Annotated in this window: 15 protein-coding genes and 1 tRNA gene; 7 read left to right on the top strand and 9 right to left on the bottom strand. The window is 43.6% G+C overall.

What is annotated here, in order from left to right; genetic code table 11:
- Positions 1-362 precede the first annotated feature (362 nt).
- Both BZA03_RS09820 and BZA03_RS09815 read left to right on the top strand, forming a co-directional pair.
- Positions 363-1,337 (top strand): helix-turn-helix domain-containing protein, encoded by a 975-nt coding sequence (locus tag BZA03_RS09820; RefSeq protein ID WP_110288658.1) that lies wholly within the window; start codon positions 363-365, stop codon positions 1,335-1,337.
- Positions 1,338-1,787: 450 nt separating this feature from the next.
- Positions 1,788-2,048 carry a hypothetical protein gene (locus BZA03_RS09815; RefSeq protein WP_110288657.1) on the top strand — a complete coding sequence of 87 codons (261 nt, stop codon included), beginning with the start codon at positions 1,788-1,790 and terminating at the stop codon, positions 2,046-2,048.
- 21 nt (positions 2,049-2,069) lie between these two features.
- Here BZA03_RS09815 and BZA03_RS09810 read toward each other — a convergent pair whose 3' ends face one another.
- The 5 genes from BZA03_RS09810 to BZA03_RS09790 all read right to left on the bottom strand — a co-directional run bounded on the left by BZA03_RS09810 (position 2,070) and on the right by BZA03_RS09790 (position 4,837).
- On the bottom strand, positions 2,070-2,597 hold the full coding sequence (locus BZA03_RS09810; protein WP_110288656.1) for a hypothetical protein: 528 nt from the start codon (positions 2,595-2,597) through the stop codon (positions 2,070-2,072).
- Between the two features lie 4 nt (positions 2,598-2,601).
- Entirely contained in the window at positions 2,602-3,492 is an 891-nt protein-coding gene (locus BZA03_RS09805; protein ID WP_110288655.1) for a DUF4747 family protein, read from the bottom strand.
- Positions 3,493-3,590: 98 nt separating this feature from the next.
- On the bottom strand, positions 3,591-3,992 hold the full coding sequence (locus BZA03_RS09800) for a hypothetical protein (RefSeq protein ID WP_110288654.1): 402 nt from the start codon (positions 3,990-3,992) through the stop codon (positions 3,591-3,593).
- Positions 3,993-4,187: 195 nt separating this feature from the next.
- Positions 4,188-4,264: transfer RNA gene (locus tag BZA03_RS09795), tRNA-Pro, on the bottom strand.
- Positions 4,265-4,375: 111 nt separating this feature from the next.
- Positions 4,376-4,837 carry a YHS domain-containing (seleno)protein gene (locus BZA03_RS09790; RefSeq protein ID WP_101565029.1) on the bottom strand — a complete coding sequence of 154 codons (462 nt, stop codon included), beginning with the start codon at positions 4,835-4,837 and terminating at the stop codon, positions 4,376-4,378.
- A 128-nt stretch (positions 4,838-4,965) separates the two neighbouring features.
- On the opposite strand from BZA03_RS09790, the gene BZA03_RS09785 reads away from it, so the two are divergent.
- Positions 4,966-5,862, top strand: a complete 897-nt coding sequence (locus BZA03_RS09785; RefSeq protein WP_049586886.1) for an AraC family transcriptional regulator — start codon at positions 4,966-4,968, stop codon at positions 5,860-5,862.
- Here the strand turns inward: BZA03_RS09785 and BZA03_RS09780 are convergent.
- The 3 genes from BZA03_RS09780 to apbC all read right to left on the bottom strand — a co-directional run bounded on the left by BZA03_RS09780 (position 5,849) and on the right by apbC (position 9,334).
- The gene (locus tag BZA03_RS09780; RefSeq protein ID WP_110288653.1) at positions 5,849-7,285 is read right to left on the bottom strand and encodes a DASS family sodium-coupled anion symporter; all 1,437 of its coding nucleotides are present in this window, start codon (positions 7,283-7,285) and stop codon (positions 5,849-5,851) included. The genes BZA03_RS09785 and BZA03_RS09780 overlap by 14 nt on opposite strands.
- A 124-nt stretch (positions 7,286-7,409) precedes the next feature.
- On the bottom strand, positions 7,410-8,003 hold the full coding sequence (gene dcd / locus BZA03_RS09775; RefSeq protein ID WP_014976864.1) for a dCTP deaminase: 594 nt from the start codon (positions 8,001-8,003) through the stop codon (positions 7,410-7,412).
- A gap of 224 nt (positions 8,004-8,227) precedes the next feature.
- Positions 8,228-9,334: an iron-sulfur cluster carrier protein ApbC gene (apbC, locus tag BZA03_RS09770; protein ID WP_110288652.1), complete on the bottom strand. Its 1,107-nt coding sequence runs from the start codon at positions 9,332-9,334 to the stop codon at positions 8,228-8,230.
- A gap of 108 nt (positions 9,335-9,442) precedes the next feature.
- Between apbC and metG the strand changes: the two genes are divergently transcribed.
- Positions 9,443-11,470 (top strand): methionine--tRNA ligase, encoded by a 2,028-nt coding sequence (gene metG / locus BZA03_RS09765; protein ID WP_014976866.1) that lies wholly within the window; start codon positions 9,443-9,445, stop codon positions 11,468-11,470.
- Positions 11,471-11,813: 343 nt separating this feature from the next.
- Positions 11,814-12,653 (top strand): mechanosensitive ion channel family protein, encoded by an 840-nt coding sequence (locus BZA03_RS09760; protein ID WP_014949914.1) that lies wholly within the window; start codon positions 11,814-11,816, stop codon positions 12,651-12,653.
- A gap of 187 nt (positions 12,654-12,840) precedes the next feature.
- Here the strand turns inward: BZA03_RS09760 and BZA03_RS09755 are convergent, their stop codons facing one another.
- Positions 12,841-13,698: a class I SAM-dependent methyltransferase gene (locus BZA03_RS09755; protein ID WP_014976867.1), complete on the bottom strand. Its 858-nt coding sequence runs from the start codon at positions 13,696-13,698 to the stop codon at positions 12,841-12,843.
- Between the two features lie 84 nt (positions 13,699-13,782).
- Between BZA03_RS09755 and gloB the strand changes: the two genes are divergently transcribed.
- Both gloB and BZA03_RS09745 read left to right on the top strand, forming a co-directional pair.
- Complete coding sequence (gene gloB, locus BZA03_RS09750) at positions 13,783-14,574, top strand: hydroxyacylglutathione hydrolase (protein ID WP_039225290.1); 792 nt, start codon at positions 13,783-13,785, stop codon at positions 14,572-14,574.
- 64 nt (positions 14,575-14,638) lie between these two features.
- Positions 14,639-16,303 (top strand): LysM peptidoglycan-binding domain-containing protein, encoded by a 1,665-nt coding sequence (locus BZA03_RS09745; protein WP_014976869.1) that lies wholly within the window; start codon positions 14,639-14,641, stop codon positions 16,301-16,303.
- The last annotated feature ends 39 nt before the right edge of the window (positions 16,304-16,342 follow it).

Here is a 16,342-nt window from a genome sequence, read left to right as displayed (position 1 = left end):
AGCAACATTACTCTGCCTGAGTATCAACGATACGAAAGTTGCGAGGTATATCCGCAGCAACGCTTTTCCCGAAGTAACTGAAGGGAAAATTAGGCTTAATCAGCGGTAGCTGACTCCCAGTAAAGCTTCTGTCGCCGCCACAACGTGGCAAGTAGCAGAGCAGCGACAAGTCGCGTCAGCTCTGCTTTGCAGAAGGTTTACTACAACAAAGTTGTTTGTGTTTTCTGGATAGAAAATACATTTGCTAAGCGGACTGCTTAGCTAAGCGAAGCTCGGGCATAATGCATAGCATTGTGCCCCACCCTGCCGATTTATCCTCGTGTGAATCTATTTACTTTCGACGTAAAAAAACAGGAGAAAATATGAACTACGTTGAAAGAGCATTTGAAAAGTCACTGACGCATATCAATATAACGACTGCTAGCGATCCTGGCACTTTGGGTATGCAAAGAGAAAGTGCAGTTCTAGCAATTCTCGGGGCTTTTCGAGTTTCAAGCAAGAGTGTATTACAGCGCCATCTGGGTCTCAGTCGAGAGGCAGTGAACAAACTCGTAAATCGCATGAAGAAAAAGCAGCTGATTACTTTACACAGTTCTTTTGCAAACACTGATAAGGGGTTTATTTTACTGACATCACAGGGTATCAGAGAAGCTGAGTTTCTGTTGAATAGAGAGTTGCATCTTCGTTCTGATTCAAGCAGAGTCAATGAGCGAAACCTGATACATGACCTTTCAGTTCAAATAGTAATTTTGGATTTAGCGAAGCGTCAAAAGATAACTGGATTCGCATCAGAGAAAGACCTCGCGATACTGCTTGAAAATCGAGGCAATGACCCGCGATTGGTCGATGGTTTAGTTGTAGATGCCGACACAGGGTGTACTGTCGCAATTGAGATGGAGACATCGAATGCAAAGAATAAGGGTAACGGCAAGCTCCGAGAGGGCATCCTCACAAAATATCTACAAGAGCTTGAAGACACTGATGGCTTATATGAGTTTGTTTACATGTATAGCCACAGGCAGCGCTTTTTGACTCAGATCGAAAAGGCTCATTCGAAGTTGTTTTCAGCTAATCGCTCACAGTTCTCTCGTGATCAACAGACTTTACTAACGAGTCGCATAAAGTTTAAAGCCCAAGAGTGTAATGTTATTTACGAACTTATGTTCAACAGTAAACGTCAGTTAGGCGACGATAAGCTGGAGTTAGTTCGGAAAGATTCATATTTACAACAGTTGGAAGAACTCGAAAAGCTAGCTCACACAACTGGAGACAGAGTTATTCAAATCCGTCGTGACGGATTCATAGAAGCAGGAAAGCTAATGGGGTTGATTGAATAACGAGCACTCAGTTTGACCTCTAGGGAGCCTAATGGCTCCCTTTTTGTGTCCTCTATTGCTTCGACAACAAACGCCAATCGCGATGATTATTGCTCATTATCTACAGCCCGCACCTCTCAGCGGACTACGAACCAGCAAAAGCGCAGTCGAGGTTTACTGCACTTTCAATATTATTCCCATATGATTGAAGAATATGGCTAAAGAAAGTAAGACTGTGGTTCTGCATTCAAAAATATGTAGTCACCGTCCTAGGGGAATTTTTAGTTTACGACGCTTTGTGTATTACTTTCAGTCATAATCTTTCGAAGTATCGCCCTAGACTAGACGAACGGCTAACAGAAATCCGACCCACTATGGAGTCTATAACTGTATGTAACGAGAGTTGATGTAAAGAGAGATAATTCTCGTGCGAGGTTCCTAGTTAGTTACAGGACTAACTAGGAGTAAAAAATGAGAATATACTGTGAAAGCCTTTTCAACGCGTGCCTCAAAATGAGCGGTAAATGGATATCGCTGAGCAATAAAATAATTGCCATTGCGACAATTAATACGCTCTGGAACATTGCATTTTTGTTGCTGGACTATCCAGAATTTATCGTATACCAACCTCTATCGAATAGACTATATCTAATTTCTTTTGGGTGTCTTGGTGTTGGTCTAGCACTAGCGTTAATTGCATATTTTGCTATGCGAAAGTTGGAAAGCGAATGATATTGAGCACCCGCGAGGGTGCTATTTTTCTATATTTAGATGTGTGGAATATACTTTCATCACTCTCAAAATTGCGAACGTTGCAGCAAAGGTTGTGATTAAAGCATATATAAAAGTCAGGTAACTTAAGAAATACCAGATATAGGTAGCCGCATATAAAAAATAAATCAAATTCCATTCAAATACAAACTTTGGGATACCAACCAAAAAGAAATTTTCACTTAACAGTGCAAGAATAATTGCGAAAATTTGAAGCACTATAAAATGAACAAAAGCCGCATTTAGATCCATGAAAGCTGACGTTTCGCCTTTCGAATTTTTATAAGAAAGAACCCGTAAAAACTCTTTATCTCCAAATGCCATTATGAGCGCGTATCCCCCGAGCGAAAAGCCAAGGATGTTTGGAAGAATATCTAAAGGATTACCCCACCATTCAGGTTTAGACCACGTTGGATAAAACAGACTCGTAATTATAACTGAAATCCAGAAATAGCTACTTTTAAATAGTTTGGGCCAGCCCCCGTATATAGCAAAATAATATTTAAGCATACCTTTACTTAAACCAGTCAGAATAAGATGCTACGAGCGAAAGAACCATTTGTTTAAATTTATCGTAAGGTGTCAACTCATTCATGTCATAATATTTTTTTTGTTGAAACGGATATTGTTCAGTTGAACATTGTTTGATTTGTCCATAACTATCAACAAAACGAACCACAAAGCTGCCATTACGTGAAGCTATCCTGGCCGTAGTTTTCATCTCCTCATCCATCTGTATATCATTGTCCGATTGAGACTTATACTCTTGGCGAATCTCACTTACCCCTTTTGCCTCCATTGCCTCTAGATACTTACGTTCTAAGGAGTCAAGATCATCGGGGTTAGGTCTACTAATCTGATAGATGAGTTTCTTTTTATTCTTATGCTCTATTAATTCTTCAACCTTATCTTTGGTGGGCGCGTGGTCAACTTTTACCTTACCGAATTTATTAACTATCTTTTCATTTGAAAACAATTTATCAAAAAAGAGTTCAGCGGTTTTTGGACTAAAATTCTTTCCATCGTAAAAACCCTCGTAGAACAACACGTGCTTAACTGGGTCAAATATAATCGAAAACTTAGCAGAATTCGGGCTAGCATATTCTGGAAGATTGATATCTTCTACATCGGCATCATCCAAGAACTTTCTATTTTTTTTGTCAAACCACCTTTGCGATTGATCTATTTCTGTATATCGATAAACTTCAGCAGTCACTAAACCATTCATGCCTGCAATCGAAGAGTTTTCAGCTTTTACATGGGCCAGCTGCGCAAAAGAATCCCCCCGCAAATTTACAGGGAGAAGCTTTTCAGCTTCCTTGAATAACTCAATATACTTGTCTTTCGAGTGTGGGTGAATTACAACATTAATTGCTCCGACAACAGCTTTTTTTTCTACAGGCATTATACTTCCATGTTATTAGTTTAATTCTATAAAGTAACTTAGTTTGGTTCAGGGCACAATGCTGACTACAAAACAAAAAAAGGGCTGCAAAGCAGCCCTTAAAGTGATTCAATCTGCTCTGTCCATTCATCAATTGCTTCGGCTGAAAAATAACGATGTTTCGTTACACCGAAAACATTTTCAAACTCTCCATCATCAACTTCACCTGAATTGATAAAGCCAACGATTTGTAGCTCGAATAGTAAGAACAATAAGCATCGTTCAGATGGCTCGAAATATTTCTTCCTGAACTCTTCTGGAAGCTGAATTGCGAGACCATCTGAGATAACAAAACCATTCGTAACAAATTGTTCGTTTTTATGTTCGTAAATATAATCTAGGGTTTCTGGATTGAAATACCAACATAAACGAAATTTGTCAGGCCAAGCGGTTCTTGTCGCTCTTTTAAACTGATGAATGAACGTGATTTGCAGATCACGCTTCTGAGTCTTCTTTGTCATAGTTATGTCCTGTTTAGTAAACCTCAGGATTAACTAGTTACGAATGAGGCGAATTTTGACGATTGATACAGGAGCATAAAGCTAGAAAACTTAAACTTGTACTACTGTATAATGTGACAATTTTGGGGCAGTTTTGGGACGCTCATATCGTGAACAATCAATGCGTGGGGTAAGTCATTGAAAAATAGGAGAAGTTGGTCGGTGTGAGAGGATTTGAACCTCCGACCCCTGACACCCCATGACAGTGCGCTACCAGGCTGCGCTACACACCGACCGAAAGAGCCGACAAGTCTACTCAATTTCAACGACTTTGCAATGTAAAAAAACCAAATAACCGCCTAAACGATTATTTGGTAAACAAAACCCAACTAAAACGAAGCTTATTACAAGTCGTCTGCACTTACATCTTTGATTTCTGGCCATTCTTCATTCGCCTCATTTATATGAGTAGGAATGTTCTTAGCCCATGCTTTGTATACACTTTCGTCTTTATTCACATAAAGTACGCCATCAACAATTTCAAACGCTTTGCCGTTTATTTCAAATTTCTTACCAAACGTTGCGCCGTAGGCACAAAAGCCGCCGTAAGCTGGTGCGTATTTGTCTGGGTTGCTTACAAACATGTCTCTATTTTTCTGCGATGAAAATCGGTAAATAGCGTCGTTGTGGACAGCCGTTATAGTCGCTTTACCCAGCACTGGCTTACCTTCAGTAAAATAAGCTACAGCGTCGTGCCCGGCTAAAATAATTCCGTTTTCGTCGGTCTCTGTATCAACGCCAGCGAATACCGCGCCACTAGCAATTAGTGAAACTGCAAATAAACTACCTTTTAAGAATACTCTCATGCTATTTCTTCTCCACATTGGTGTTTCGAGTGTTTTCACACTATCTCTGTATAAGTTCGAAGAATATGGTACGTACTTCGGTCTTATACAAACATGCTCCAAACGCTTAAATACTTGTCCAAAACACCATGAAAAATTTAGAAAGCCTTTTTGACCAACTTCAAATAACCACCAATGTATTTCACAACGGACAATATTGCGGTAACTGGCAAATTGACACTTCTGGCACCGGCTTTATTAATTTTCACGCCGTAACTCACGGTCAATGCTACTTACACCGCAACGACGACGGCCCAGTTCTGTTAGAAAAAGGCGACATGGTTTTACTGCCTGTTGATAGCCCACACCTTTTAAGCCCTACAAAAACTCACACTTACAAAAATGTTAGCGCAAGCTCTATTCCTGTTAGCGAGAAACTAGGAGCTGAAGGCCCGGTGCTACTTTGCGGTTACTTCGAGTATCAGCACCCTTTAATGAGAGTAATAACAAAAGAACTGCCAGAATTTTGGATAATTAAAAAAGCATCAAAAGAAAGTAGAGTGCTACATGAAAGTCTGCAGTTACTTATCAGCGCGTCGTTAGAAGTGTCGGACTCAACCTTCACTTCGTCGGTTCTGCTAAACAAAATCGCTGAGGTTGTATTCCTTTTGATTGTGAAGCATTTAATGAGCAAGTACTCATCAACCTTAGGGGCTCTACTGCATCCGGCCATAGCAAATAGCCTTCAAGCGCTGCATAACGCGCCTGAACAACATTGGAACGTAGAAATGCTGGCGAGTATTGCGAATATGTCTAAATCTAACTACGCAGCAAAGTTCAAAGCCTGTGCAGGCGTAACTCCAATTAAATACCTAACGCAATGGCGCCTGCGTTGTGCCTGCACAGAAATAATCCAAAGCAACAAGCCGTTAATTACCATTGCAAACCAATATGGTTACGAAACGGAAGCTTCTTTTTCAAAGGCTTTTAAAAGAGAGATTGGCGTATCTCCTTCACAAAAGCGCGTTCAAGCTAGGCCAGCGTAACGTAACACACCCCAGTGACTACCAGTGCAACTAACACGTTTAGCACCACACCCTCTCTGGCCATAGTTTTTATGTCGAACTTTTCCGTTGAGTATGCAATGGCGTTAGGCGCTGTAGCTACTGGCAGCATAAAAGCGCAACTTGCGCTAATTGCCGCGGGGATCATCAACAACTTAGGATCTACGCCCACAGCCATACCCGCGGCCGCTAGAATTGGCATTAGTAGTGTAGATGTTGCCGTGTTAGAGGTAATTTCCGTCAAGAAGGTAACGAACAAGCAAATTCCAAGTACCAATAGAAGAACAGGAAGCGTAGAAAGTCCCGTTAACCATGTTCCCATAAGAACACTTAAGCCCGATGACATAAATGCTTTGGCTATACAAATACCGCCAGCAAACAATAACAACATGCCCCACGGAATATCGTTTGCGGTTTTCCAATCAAGCAGTTTGTCGTTGTTTCCTTTTTCGTCTACTTCACCGTTATCGTTTCCGCTGTTGGTAAAGAACATAGCAGCAACACCCGCTACGGCAATAGTACTGTCACTTACTGTGCTTATGCCTATCCAAGCAGTCCAAAAAGGTCTGAAAATCCAAGCTAAAGCGACAGTGCCAAAAATAGCAAGAACACGCTTCTCGGCTTTTGTCCATGTGCCTGGGACAGGTAAATCGATGTTCCCCACTTGTTTAATACCGCGCGCTAACCATAAGGCCATAATAGGTACGCCTAGTATTACGATTGGTACGCCTGTTTTCATCCAGTCGATAAAGCTGTATTCAATACCTTGGGTTTCTTCATACACGCTCATAAAGATAATATTAGGTGGCGTCCCAATCGGTGTCCCTACCCCACCTAGGCTTGCCGAATAAGCGATACCAAGTATAAGCGCCACGCCAAATCGAGGATTGTCTACTGCGTTGATAATAGCGATAGCCATTGGCAACATCATTAGGATTGTTGCCGTGTTACTAATCCACATACTGAGTACTGCGGTTGTTAACATGAAGCCCAGTACCAGTTTGAGCGGGCTGCCGCTGCCCGTTATACGCAACATGTAAATGGCGAAACGCTTGTGTAAGTTAGCGCGCTCCAACCCTTTTGAAAGCATGAAAGCAGCCATTAATAGAATGATAACGTGGCTTCCGAGAGCAGAGGCAGCTTCGCTGTGAGACAACACACCAAATAGCGGGAATAGCGCGAAGGGTAAAAGTGAGGTAGCGGGAATAGGGAGCGCTTCAGTCACCCAGAGCACAGCGACAAATAGCGTAATTGCTGCGGTAAAAATGATCTCGCTGGGCTGATCAATGGCCCACAATCCCAAGCCACATAGTACTGAAGCGATAAAGGCAAATAGAATTATACTGTTTTTGCGTGTTGGCTTTCGTTGTAGAGTTTCTGAAGAAGGTTCAGAGTTTGTGTGCATTGCGCTTCCCGTTACTAATAGCTTTATTATAAGTGCTAGTTATTGCTCTTATATTTTCTATCAGTAATTAGCGGGAAACGCACTACGCTTTTGCGAAAAAAACGTGTTTTTAAGACGGTTTCTTTTATTTACTCTCGTCGTCTGACGAGATTCGGCTTGCAACTGCGCCTGCTTGGCCTTTGTATTTAGCGTCCACTCTTGCGTTGTACGGTTTTTCAGCTGGCGCCGATAGCACCTCAAAGCTAAGTGCCCCTATTTTCATTTTAGGGCGAAGCGCCAGCGGTAACTTACCACTGTTGTAAAACTCAAGAACGATGTTGCCCGACCAGCCTGGATCTATTCGATGCGCGGTCACGTGAACCATTAAGCCCAAACGCGCAAGCGAAGAACGCCCGTCTAACCAACCTACGATGTTGTCAGGCAAGGTTACTGACTCGTGGGTAATGGCAAGCGCTAGCTCCCCAGGGTGTAGAAAGAAGGCTTTACCCTCTTCTAGTTCAATTTCATCGCTCATAACATGGTCGAGCGCTTCTTGAACCTGTGCTTTCGGCCCACTTAAATCGATAAACGGCGCTTGGTGATCTTCAAACACGCGAAATTTATTACCTAGGCGGATATCTACCGTTACACCACTTATTTGATCGTAGCTGGGTGTAGGGTCAATTTTAATTTTTCCATCTTGCAGATGTTGGTAGATATCGCGGTCGCACAAGCGCATGGTGTATTCCTCATTTCGTTAGGCCGCTATTATGCGTATGTCGCCGCATGCATTCAACTGCTCAAAGGCTTGTTTTATCTGCTTTTGCGCAATTTTCGTATAGTTTTATCAAATTTTAAATTTAAGCAATCGAACCTGGCTATAATTCACCTTTACTACACCTATCTGAATTTACCTATCCGTCGGGCATTCCTGATATTTGTTACCTAGATATTTCAAGCTAGTTACTCTTTACCAACAATGCCAATAGGGTTGCCCTTAATGTGGTTTACTGCCCCTTTGCGTGGCGCAACAGTAAGGGCCAATTGCATAGACAGGGCGCGAGCAGCCTCACGATAACTTTCACTCAATGCACTTTCGGGCGAGGTAATTAACAAAGGCGTGCCGGCATCGCCATGCTCGCGAATATGGATATCAAGCGGTAGCTGACCTAAAAGTGGCAGTCCATGGCGTTCGGCAAGCGCCTCGCCCCCGTCTTTTGAAAACACATAGTCTTTGGTACCACAGGCTCTGCACTGGTAATAACTCATGTTTTCAATAAGCCCTAATACAGGTACGTTCACTTTTTCAAACATACTTATGCCTTTTTGGGCGTCGGCTAGTGCTAAGTCCTGCGGCGTTGTAACTACCACTGAAGCAGTCAGCGGTACTTGTTGCGCCATCGTCAGTTGGATATCGCCTGTTCCTGGTGGCATATCTACAATCAAGTAGTCCAGCACCGGCCATAGGGTTTCATCTAGCAACTGCTTTAATGCCCTGCTTGCCATGGGTCCGCGCCATACCGCCGCATCTTCCTGAGGCACTAAATAACCAATTGAGTTCGCCACCAGCCCATGTGCCATTAGCGGCTGCATGTGCTTATTATCTTCGCTTTCAGGGTGTGCATCGGGGTTGCCCAACATAATGGGAATAGACGGCCCATAAATATCGGCATCTAAAATCCCAACTTTCGCGCCTTCTTGCATAAGCGCAAACGCTAAATTAATACTGGTTGTCGACTTACCTACACCGCCCTTGCCAGAGGCCACTGCTATGATGTTTTTAATGTTGGTGACAGGTGCTACTTCAGTTTCTCCACTCGCTACGTTTTGTTTAAACGTAAGCTGGTCATCGCCAAGCTTCCCTTTTAGTTGGCTAAGCACTTCTTGTTTAAGCGCGTCTAACTGAGTAGCTATACAAAATGGCAAGGTAACTGTTACACCGGCATCTTCATTTTCTGGTTGGCTAAAAGCACACCATGGCAAGGTATCTTCAACATCTAGCGAAAAATACTTGGCCAAAATTACAGCAACTTTTTGAGTTACCGGCTCTGCTTTGCGAGAAAAGAACATAAAATGCCTTACTAGTAGTAGAATTGTGTGAATTACGTAATGCAAAAAACGCGGTTTTCCGCTAGTATTTGCAGCCATTTTGAAACGCAAAGAATCAATAACGTCATTATGTCAGAAAAACGCCGAATTCTGGTAACCAGTGCGTTGCCATACGCAAATGGCTCTATTCACTTAGGTCATTTGCTAGAACACATTCAAACCGACATCTGGACTCGTTTTCAGCGCCTTCGCGGAAACGAATGTTACAGTGTTTGCGCCGACGATGCACACGGTACGCCGGTTATGCTTAAAGCCCAAGAGCTTGGCATTACACCAGAAGAAATGGTGGCAAGAACGCGTGCTGAACATCACCAAGACCTTGTTGATTTTCACGTAGATTACGACAACTACTATGTAACCCATTCACCAGAAAACAAGGCGCTGTGTGAAGAAATTTACACTCGTTTGGATAATGCGGGTTACATCAGCAAGCGCACCATTAACCAACTTTTCGACCCTGAAAAAGAAATGTTCTTGCCGGATCGTTTCGTTAAAGGTACATGTCCAAGCTGTGGTGCAGAAGACCAAAACGGCGACAGCTGTGACGTATGTGGCGCAACGTATAGCCCAACAGAAGTAAAGAACCCGCGCAGCGTTGTATCGGGTGCTACACCAGTGCTACGTGAGTCTGAGCACTTCTTCTTTGACCTGCCAAAATTTGAAGGCATGTTAAAAGAGTGGATCCGCTCAGGTGCCCTGCAGGAAGAAATGGCTAACAAGCTGCAAGAATGGTTTACTGAAGGTCTTCAACAGTGGGACATCAGCCGTGATGCGCCTTACTTCGGCTTTGAAATTCCAGGTGCGCCGAACAAATTCTTTTACGTGTGGGTAGATGCACCTGTTGGCTACATGGCTAGTTTCAAAAACTTCTGCGACCAAAATAACTTGGAGTTTGATGATTTCTGGAAAGCAGACTCAGAGGCTGAGCTTTACCATTTTATTGGTAAAGATATTACGTACTTCCACTGCCTATTCTGGCCTGCCATGCTAGAAGGTGCGGGATACCGTAAGCCTACTGGCGTAAATATTCACGGTTTCGTAACGGTGAACGGCGCGAAAATGTCAAAGTCGCGCGGTACGTTTATTAAAGGCCGTACTTACCTTGACCATCTGAACCCAGAATATCTGCGTTACTACTTTGCGTCTAAGTTAGGCGACGGTGTTACCGACATCGACCTTAACTTTACTGACTTCGCACAAAAAGTGAATTCAGACTTGGTAGGTAAAGTGGTTAACATTGCAAGCCGCTGTGCAAGTTTTATCACTAAGCGTTTTGACGGAAAACTGTCTGACAACGTAATTGAACCAGAACTGATTGCTGAGTTCCAAAACGCATCTGAAAGCATTGCTGCACTATTTGAGAAGCGTAAGTACCACCAAGCCGTGCGCGAAATCATGGCCCTTGCTGACAAAGCAAACCAGTTCATTGATAACAATGCACCTTGGGTAACCATTAAAGACGAGACTAAGCAGCAGTTCACACACGATGTGTGCTCGCTAGGTATTAACATGTTCCGTCTGTTGGTGATTTACTTAAAGCCGGTACTGCCAGTACTTGCAGAAAAAGCAGAAGAATTCCTAAACGACAAGTTCGACTGGAATTCACTGCAAACCCTATTGAAAGGCCACGCCATCAACAAATTTAAGCCGATGATGCAGCGTGTAGAAATGGAGAAAATCGACGCCATGGTTGAAGATTCAAAAGAAAGCCTAGCGCCAGCAGCACCGGCTATCGACCCAGACAGCCCGCTTGCTAAAGACCCTATTAGCGACACTATCTCGTTTGATGAGTTCGCCAAGGTAGATTTACGTATTGCACGTATTGCTAAAGCTGAACACGTAGAGAAAGCTGACAAACTTTTACGTTTAGAGCTAGATTTAGGTGGAGAAACTAAACAAGTTTTTGCAGGTATTAAGTCGGCCTACTCGCCTGAAGCCCTAATCGGTAAACATACGGTAATGGTAGCGAACCTCGCCCCTCGTAAAATGCGTTTTGGCATGAGTGAAGGCATGGTATTAGCCGCGGGCCCTGGTGGCGACGAGCTATACATTCTTGAGCCGCACGAAGGTGCAAAGCCGGGTATGCGTGTTAAGTAAGCTGTAAAGCGCCCCCTTAAAAGTAAGGTGACATTCAGCGCTATAGCGCGACTGGATGTCACCTTTTTTATTGGGCGGTCAAAGCGGCGCTCAGATTTATAAAGCAAAAATCATATAACCAGAATCAAGGTGCAAGCACATAACCTGGTATGCTATTAAACCTTATCATCTTACACTCCCCACTCACTAATTACTTACCCACTCACTAACCTTATCTGCCTAAGGCAAACCGGCTAGAAAATTCTTGTCAAAACACAGCGCAGTTCCGTTCGGTTTGATTCAAGGCGATCTAACCCTCTTTTTTTAACGTAATCAACGTGGTTAATTAATAAAAGAGGTATTTATGGAAGATTTCTTCGGGACTAATATCGATTTATCGGAATTAACCGAAAAAGCTATATCACTGGTGATGACTTACACCCCCAAATTATTATTGGCTATTCTTACTTTGGTGGTGGGTCTCTGGTTAGTGAATCGTTTTGTAAACCTATTAGATCATCGGCTAGGTAAAAAGGACCCCACGTTAAATAAGTTTTTGTGCGGACTTATCAGTGCGGTGCTAAAAGTAATGCTGTTGATTTCAGTTGCCTCAATGATAGGCATTGAAACCACCTCATTTATTGCCGTCGTAGGTGCAGCAGGTTTAGCTATTGGTCTGGCATTACAAGGCAGCCTGGCGAACTTTGCTGGCGGTGTGTTAATACTGATTTTTAAACCCTTTAAAGTGGGTGACACCATTGAAGCAGAGGGTCATTTAGGCTCAGTGTCAGAGATACAAATTCTTTATACTGTACTTAACACTTTTGACAATAAGCGCATTGTTATTCCCAATGGCAGCCTATCTAATGCCACGTTAATTAACGTTAGCGTGTATGATAAACGCCGTTGCGACATGACATTTGGTATAGGCTACGATGACGATATCGATAAAGCGAAGAAGGTGTTGCAGCGTCTATTTGAAGAAGATGAGCGCTCGTTGACCGACCCTGCACCAAGAATTTGTGTAGGCGGATTAGGCGATAACTCAGTCGATCTGATGTTTAGACCGTGGGTCGCCACAGATGACTTGTGGCCTTACTACTGGGATATGCAGGAAAAAGTTAAAAAAGCCTTTGATGAAGAAGGCATTAGCATCCCATATCCACAGCGAGATGTGCACCTCTATAAAACGAGTGACGACTAACGTCTCAGTTGGGAGATAGCAGTCTATGCTATCTCCAATTCCCCTTTCAAACTTGCGTAAAAACGCGAAAGCCATCCGTTTTAGTTACAACATCTTGGTAAATATAGAAGATGGTTAGCGTCTGTCACTGCTTCCTAGTTAAGAGCTTGGCGTGCTCTCTTTGCACATGGCATACACATTAACAATACTAGCGCAGCGTGCGATTCATCGTAGAGGTCCTTACACTGGCGCCCACCGCCGAAAAACGCGGCTTCAAATTGCGTTTGGGTTTTATTGCGGTCATGGGTATAACCCGCTTTTTCGCGAGTATTACGTACACCGCACTGCACCATGGCAAATAAGATGCTAAATAGTCTTGAAGCTTAACCGCCCCTTTCCACTTTTGTTGAAAAAAGAGCGTTGAAAACATCACTTGACGTTGTTCAACAATTTCAAATCCCAGCAGCTGAAGCCAATCTTTAATGCGATAGGACGTAAAAAAGCGAGCATCGTGTAGGATATTTCCGCGCTTAACAGGTAGAAATTTGGCAATGCCGGCGAGGCTTAAGGGGTTAAAGCCACTTATGATCACATAACCGTTTTGTGTAATAACGCGGTCTACTTCTCTTAATATTTCGTGAGGGTCTTGTGCAAAATCTAATTCATTAGCAAGTAGAAAGCCATCAATGCTGTTTTCGGCGAAGGGTAAGCAGTGCGACTGCCCCACTACCGTGTTTTCTCTACTTATTTTCGGTTCGCGTTTATCACCGCCTAACGATATACCCGATGCATTGTGATTGGGAAAGCCCTCTTTCGCTTCATTGTGGTGTGGCTGCTCGCTAGCTAGGTCATTAAACGGAACGTGATTGATGTGGTGTCGAATTGGGCTGGTATCGAGATTTATATCGGCACTTAGCGAGCCTAGTTTGGCAAAGTGATACCCAAAAATTCGCTCAGCATAATCGCTACAAACTGCATTGACCGCATGTCGAATGTGCTCTCCGGCGGGGAAATCATTCCAATTTGTAGGGTAGCGTGGCGGTTTGGCTTTAAACGCCGATCTCATTAACACTGCGCGCTCTTAGGTTGCTCTGCTCTTCACAAGTCCCTATAGTAACGCATAATTCTACCTACACAAGCAGGTACTCTTATGACGGCAGAAACACTTCCTTCAGGCGTAGCCATTCATCCTATTCCCGCTTTTACCGACAATTACATTTGGTGTATTTATAACGAGAGTAGCGCTATTGTTGTCGACCCAGGTGATGCTGAGCCAGTACTGGCCTTTATTAAAGCCAAAGGCTTAACGCTGAGCGCAGTTCTCATCACTCATCACCACAGAGACCACACAGGTGGTATTGCTAAATTAGTATCTGCAGTACCAGATTTGCCAGTTATTGGCCCAAGAGGCAATCACATAAGAGGAATAACTAAATCTGTTTCTCAAGGCGATACTGTCTCGCTACCTGTTTTTAAAATGGCGCTGCAAGTAATGGAAGTGCCAGGTCATACCCTTGATCACATTGCTTTCTTCGGGCATGGCGCATTGTTTTGCGGCGACACGTTATTTTCAGCAGGTTGCGGACGATTGTTTGAAGGTTCGCCAGAGCAAATGCATCATTCACTGAATAAGTTAAAGCGACTGCCCGACACCACGAAAGTGTTCTGTACACATGAGTATACTCAGGCTAATGTCCAGTTTGCTTTAGCCGTAGAGCCAGACAATAAGGCGCTGTGTGACTACGCACAGTGGGTGGCAGAAAAACGCGCTCAAGGTCAGCCTACACTACCTAGTAATCTCAAAGAGCAAAAAAACATAAACCCATTTTTACGGGCTCATGAACTTTCTGTGAAAACTGCTGCCGAAGCCTATTGCGAAAATAACCTGGCTGACGATGTAGCTGTATTTGCTGCAGTTCGCCGCTGGAAAGATGAGTTTTGATGCAAAAGTAAGCCGATTATCGTAACATGGTAGGTTTGCAGTGCTCCACGAGGTTTCTTCATATATGCAGTTGAAGTTTTTCCCACTGTCGCCACTGATATTGGCGCTAGGTTTAACGGGTTGTCAGTTAACCGATAATAATAACGACAATGCACAATTAGAAAGTAACGAAACCGCTTCACTAGAAGCGTGCAGTGAAATTCATAACAACGAAGAAGCCATTTCTGATTGTGAAATTGCAAGAGACGGCGTTATTGATGTTGTTCACCCCAATGATGATACGCTAGAAGAAGGCGCTGAGCTTACCGATACACCGGATATGCATACGCAGGCGGTCGTTACTGACGTATGGGAACGTGCAAGTGCGAATTTCGCCTTACCTATCCCTGACGACAAACGCATTAGCGCACAGCGTAAATGGTACCTGAAGCACCCAGAGTATATGGCTCGCGTTGTAAAACGTGCCAAGCCTTTTCTTTATTACATTACCGAAGAAATTGAAAAGCGCGACATGCCGATGGAGCTTGTGCTTTTACCAATAGTAGAAAGTGCTTTCGATCCCTTTGCTTATTCCCATGGCCGAGCGGCTGGTATGTGGCAGTTTATTCCTGGCACAGGCAAGCGCTTTGGTATGCAACAGAATTGGTGGTATGACGGACGTCGAGACGTTGTTGCGTCTACTCAAGGTGCACTTGACTATCTAACCTATCTAAACGAAATGTTTGATGGTAATTGGCTGCACGCACTTGCCGCCTACAATAGTGGCGAAGGCCGCGTTCAAAGGGCTATTAAAGCTAACAAACGCGCGGGTAAACCTACCGACTTTTGGAACTTAAATTTACCCAAAGAGACACGTGCTTACGTGCCTAAATTGCTTGCACTGGCTGATATTCTAAAAAATAAAGATGAATATGCGTATGCGTGGCCTGAAGTTGAGAATGTAGCGGTTATCGAAGTGGTTGATATCGGCTCACAGGTCGATTTAGCGTTTGCCGCCGAACTTGCTGGTATGTCTTTAAAAGAACTACACGGGTTAAACCCAGGGTTCAATCGTTGGGCAACGTCGCCAGAAGGGCCCCATAGGTTGATACTTCCTTTAGACAAAGCGGCCGCTTTTTCCCAAGCACTGGCCAAAATTGATCAAAAAGAGCGATTGAACTGGGTACGCCACTCGGTGAAGCCCGGCGACAGCTTAGGTAAAATCGCTAAGCAGTATCACACCACCGTGAAAGTTCTTAAAAAAGTGAATGAGCTAGACTCGTCCATGATCCGCGTGGGTCAAGCGATAATGGTACCAGTAGCACTTCAAGAACTGGACAGCTACACATTATCTCAGGAACAGCGTCTAGCCAGCTTGCAGAACGGCAACACGTCTAAGCAAAAAGTACGTCATACCGTACAATCTGGTGATACGCTTTGGGATATTGCCCGTAAGTACAATATAGGCACTAAACAGTTAGCTAAATGGAACGGTATGGCCCCTGGCGATATGCTTCACCCTGGCAAAACCTTAGTTATCTGGCAGGAAGGTAAAGCGCAAGACGGTGTTACCAAAAAAGTGACCTACACAGTAAGAAATGGTGATTCGTTGTCTCGTATCGCCAGCAAGTTCAATGTTAGAGTAAGCGACATAGGCAAGTGGAATTCACTTAATACCAAGCGCTATCTACAACCTGGTCAGAAGCTAAAACTTTATGTAGACGTAACAAGGTTGAACGCATCAAGCTAACCTTTAATACTTAAAGTTCAATACTGTTCATGCCTAACT

It is taken from the genome of Alteromonas sp. I10 (assembly GCF_003201515.1).
GTDB lineage: Bacteria > Pseudomonadota > Gammaproteobacteria > Enterobacterales > Alteromonadaceae > Alteromonas > Alteromonas macleodii.
The sequence above is the reverse complement of the archived record's forward strand: the minus strand, read 5'-3'. Positions and strand labels throughout refer to the sequence as shown.

Excerpts from the sequence above, each read along its gene's own strand:
- dcd (WP_014976864.1), bottom strand. The coding sequence starts at position 8,003 with ATGCGCTTGTGCGACCGCGATATCTACCAACATCTGCAAGATGGAAAA.
- BZA03_RS09780 (WP_110288653.1), bottom strand. The coding sequence starts at position 7,285 with ATGCACACAAACTCTGAACCTTCTTCAGAAACTCTACAACGAAAGCCA.
- BZA03_RS09790 (WP_101565029.1), bottom strand. The coding sequence starts at position 4,837 with ATGAGAGTATTCTTAAAAGGTAGTTTATTTGCAGTTTCACTAATTGCT.
- BZA03_RS09810 (WP_110288656.1), bottom strand. The coding sequence starts at position 2,597 with ATGCTTAAATATTATTTTGCTATATACGGGGGCTGGCCCAAACTATTT.
- BZA03_RS09815 (WP_110288657.1), top strand. The coding sequence starts at position 1,788 with ATGAGAATATACTGTGAAAGCCTTTTCAACGCGTGCCTCAAAATGAGC.
- BZA03_RS09820 (WP_110288658.1), top strand. The coding sequence starts at position 363 with ATGAACTACGTTGAAAGAGCATTTGAAAAGTCACTGACGCATATCAAT.
- BZA03_RS09755 (WP_014976867.1), bottom strand. The coding sequence starts at position 13,698 with ATGAGATCGGCGTTTAAAGCCAAACCGCCACGCTACCCTACAAATTGG.
- apbC (WP_110288652.1), bottom strand. The coding sequence starts at position 9,334 with ATGTTCTTTTCTCGCAAAGCAGAGCCGGTAACTCAAAAAGTTGCTGTA.
- BZA03_RS09800 (WP_110288654.1), bottom strand. The coding sequence starts at position 3,992 with ATGACAAAGAAGACTCAGAAGCGTGATCTGCAAATCACGTTCATTCAT.
- BZA03_RS09805 (WP_110288655.1), bottom strand. The coding sequence starts at position 3,492 with ATGCCTGTAGAAAAAAAAGCTGTTGTCGGAGCAATTAATGTTGTAATT.
- metG (WP_014976866.1), top strand. The coding sequence starts at position 9,443 with ATGTCAGAAAAACGCCGAATTCTGGTAACCAGTGCGTTGCCATACGCA.
- BZA03_RS09785 (WP_049586886.1), top strand. The coding sequence starts at position 4,966 with ATGAAAAATTTAGAAAGCCTTTTTGACCAACTTCAAATAACCACCAAT.
- gloB (WP_039225290.1), top strand. The coding sequence starts at position 13,783 with ATGACGGCAGAAACACTTCCTTCAGGCGTAGCCATTCATCCTATTCCC.
- BZA03_RS09760 (WP_014949914.1), top strand. The coding sequence starts at position 11,814 with ATGGAAGATTTCTTCGGGACTAATATCGATTTATCGGAATTAACCGAA.
- BZA03_RS09745 (WP_014976869.1), top strand. The coding sequence starts at position 14,639 with ATGCAGTTGAAGTTTTTCCCACTGTCGCCACTGATATTGGCGCTAGGT.